This window comes from Frankia sp. CeRuru1 (assembly GCF_977966315.1).
The window spans coordinates 1-2,517 of sequence record NZ_CDWWEW010000005.1 but is presented as its reverse complement, the minus strand read 5'-3'; the positions used below and the strand labels follow the sequence as shown (position 1 = coordinate 2,517).

The window sequence follows — 2,517 nt, the reverse complement described above, 5'->3', positions numbered from 1 at the left end:
GCTCATAGGACTCGTGAGGTGGCTGTCCGCTAGCCGGTCTCGTGGTCCTCACCTCTAGCCGGGTGGCCCATGGGCACCGGCACCGGCGAGAACCAGGCAGACACCCGACCCCCGGGCGCCGTCGCAAGTCCCGACGGCCCGCCTCTGCTTCGCGCGGCGGCGGAGCGCCCGGGGGTCGTTCAGTTCCGGATGAATCCCGGTCGTGCCGCCGGATTCCTGTCGTGCTGCCGCGTGACAACCGGTCTCCGGCACGACCGGCCCCGAGCCGGGGAGCCACAGGCAACAACCGGCAATGCTGGCCGAGCGGGCCGCCGAGCGGGCAGGATCTCGGGTATGCCGACGCTCGTCCTGCTCCGCCACGGTGAGAGCATTTGGAACCGCGAAAACCTGTTCACCGGCTGGGTGGACGTTGATCTTTCCGAGAAGGGTGCCAAGGAGGCCACTCGCGGGGGTGAGCTGCTGCGGGAGTCCGGCGTCCTGCCGGACGTGGTGCACACGTCCCTGCTGACCAGGGCGATCCGCACCGCCTGGCTGGCGCTGGACGCCGCCGGGCGCACCTGGGTTCCGGTTCGCCGCACCTGGCGACTCAACGAGCGGCACTACGGCGGCCTGCAGGGCCTGAACAAGGCGGAGACGCTGGAGAAGTTCGGCGCGGAGCAGTTCCAGCTCTGGCGTCGCTCCTACGACACGCCGCCGCCGGAGATCGGTCCGGAGCAGGTCAGCGGGGTGGACGAGCGCTACGATGACCTCGCCCCCGACGTCATCCCGCGGACCGAGTGCCTTGCCGACGTCGTCGCCCGGATGCTGCCCTACTGGTACGACGCGATCGTGCCGGACCTGCGGACCGGCCGCACCGTTTTGGTGGCGGCGCACGGCAACTCACTGCGTGCCCTGGTGAAGCATCTCGATCATATCAGCGACACCGACATCGCCGGGCTCAACATCCCCACTGGCATCCCGCTGCGCTATGAGCTGGACGACCAGCTGGGTGTGGTGAGCTCGGGGTACCTCGACCCCGACGCCGCGGCGCTCGCCGCGGCCGCCGTCGCCGCGCAGGGCAGCAGGAAGTAGTCGGAAAAGTAATCGAGAAGATAGTCGAGACTAAAAATAGTCGGGACTATAGCCATATAGTCCCGACCGAGTCCTATAGCCCTGACCGGCCCGTGCCACCGTCGCGGGCCATCTCGGGCAGCCGCCATAGCGTCGGCGGGATGCACGCGGGGAACCGTCGGGCCGTGCGTGGGGGCCACGCGCGCGAGGCCGGGGGCGGATCCCCCGGGTGCCCTCACGCGCGGCTGGAATCCCCGGTGACCAGGTAGAGCACCCGGCGGGCGACCGAGACCGCATGGTCGGCGTACCGCTCGTAGTACCGGCCGCAGAGAGTGATGTCGATCGCCGCCTCCATCCCGTGCGGCCAGGGCTTCTCGATCAGTATGTGGAACAGGGCGCGGTGCAGCCCGTCCATCGCATCGTCGTCGGCCTCCAACTGCTTGGCGAGGTCGGTGTCCCGGCTGGCGATCACCGATCCGGCCTTCGCGACGATGCGCTGCGCGACCTGCCCCATCTCCAGAATGGTCGCACGAAGCTCCGGCGGGATCGCCCGGCCCGGATAGCGCCGACGGGCGACCTTCGCCACGTGCAGGGCGAGGTCGCCCATCCGCTCCAGGTCGGCGACGATCCGCAGCGTGGCCACCATCATCCTCAGATCGGTGGCGACCGGGGCCTGGCGGGCCATCACGTCGAAGGCCCGCTCCTCGATCTCGTTGCGCAGCAGGTCGACCGTCTCGTCTCCGCTGATGACGTTTTCGGCGAGTTGGAGATCGGCGTCGAGGAGAGCGGTGGTGGCCCGGGCCATGGCCGAGGCGACCAGGTTGGTCATCTCGATCAGGGACTGGTTGATGCTATCGAGTTCGTCGGTGAAGGCGTCCCGCACGGACGGCTCCTTCTCATTCGGTGGCGGATCGAGGGGTCAGAGATCCTGAGGGATTGACTTGATCATGGTGGTCCTGGGTACTTGCGTCGCTCCGGCTCTGACGATGATGCGGACCTCTCGCTCTCTGGTGAACTTTGGCGATGGGTCTGATGAACAGCTAGCGACGATCGGCGGTGGAGGCTTGCAGAGCAATACCTAGGTGGCATGCGGACACCTAGCATGCGGCGAGTGGGTGACAGGTCGGCGGATGCCATGACAACCGGTACACACCGCATCCGCAGCTCGTGCAGCTCGTGCAGGTCGGCAGGCCGTGCAGGGTGAGTGGACGATGGTGGACGATGACAGCAGTGCCTGGAACAGCCGGTTCGACGACTGACCTGACGACTGACCTGACGACTGGTTCGGCGTCCGGCGGGGACACCGGCGGCATGACGTTGCCGGCGAAGCTCGTGCGTCGGGTGATCGCCGGCCTGCCGACCGGTCTGCTCGTCCTCGACACCGCGGACCGGGTGGTCCTGGTGAACACGGTCGCGCGACGCATGGGTGTGGTCGCCGCCGACGAGATCGCGGTGGCGGAGCTGGCC

At 68.2% G+C, this 2,517-nt stretch carries 3 protein-coding genes; 2 read left to right on the top strand and 1 reads right to left on the bottom strand.

What is annotated here, in order from left to right:
• Positions 1 to 333: 333 nt before the first annotated feature.
• A complete protein-coding gene (locus AC08OP_RS00825) occupies positions 334 to 1,071 on the top strand; it encodes a phosphoglyceromutase (RefSeq protein WP_476612440.1) in 738 nt (245 codons plus the stop codon).
• Positions 1,072 to 1,285: 214 nt separating this feature from the next.
• On the opposite strand, the gene phoU is transcribed toward AC08OP_RS00825, so the two are convergent.
• Positions 1,286 to 1,933 (bottom strand): phosphate signaling complex protein PhoU, encoded by a 648-nt coding sequence (gene phoU / locus AC08OP_RS00820; protein ID WP_476612439.1) that lies wholly within the window; start codon positions 1,931 to 1,933, stop codon positions 1,286 to 1,288.
• 338 nt (positions 1,934 to 2,271) lie between these two features.
• Between phoU and AC08OP_RS00815 the strand changes: the two genes are divergently transcribed.
• Positions 2,272 to 2,517 (top strand): PAS domain-containing protein (locus tag AC08OP_RS00815; protein WP_476612438.1); only part of this gene is annotated, 246 nt, incomplete at its 3' end.

Bases quoted from the DNA above. Each gene is read 5' to 3' on its own strand.
- AC08OP_RS00825 (WP_476612440.1), top strand. From the start codon at position 334: ATGCCGACGCTCGTCCTGCTCCGCCACGGTGAGAGCATTTGGAACCGC.